Source organism: Paraburkholderia sp. SIMBA_027, from assembly GCF_046535315.1.
In the GTDB taxonomy this organism is placed as follows: domain Bacteria; phylum Pseudomonadota; class Gammaproteobacteria; order Burkholderiales; family Burkholderiaceae; genus Paraburkholderia; species Paraburkholderia tropica.
The window spans coordinates 1-300 of the sequence record NZ_JAWRWY010000317.1; the positions used below are offsets into that span (position 1 = coordinate 1).

At 63.0% G+C, this 300-nt stretch carries 1 protein-coding gene; it reads left to right on the top strand.

Translation table 11 applies throughout. The features are described from left to right. Nucleotides 1-119: 119 nt before the first annotated feature. Nucleotides 120-300, top strand: a 181-nt coding sequence (locus SB764_RS39250; protein WP_410866643.1) for a hypothetical protein, incomplete at its 3' end; no start/stop codon positions are given.

Genomic DNA, 300 nt, shown 5'->3' on the forward strand with positions numbered 1-300 from the left:
GGCGGACTTGTTCGAAGCAGTGCCTGAGCTGGAGAAGCTGGTCTAATCCAGCGGCTTCACTTATAAAGAGCCCGGTCCTTGTGACCGGGCTTTTTTTTGACTATTCGGAGAGCTTCGCCATGGAACTGCGCCCCTGGGTGGTACTGCTGGGCCTCACGCTGCTGCCAAGCCTGGCGCTGGCCGCCGGCAAGTGTGAGCGCCTGGTGATTACCGGCAGCCCGGACGCACCACCCTTGTTGTGGCGCGATCCCCAGGACCCGACGCACCTGATCGGCGCCACCGCCGACGTGCTGCAACAAG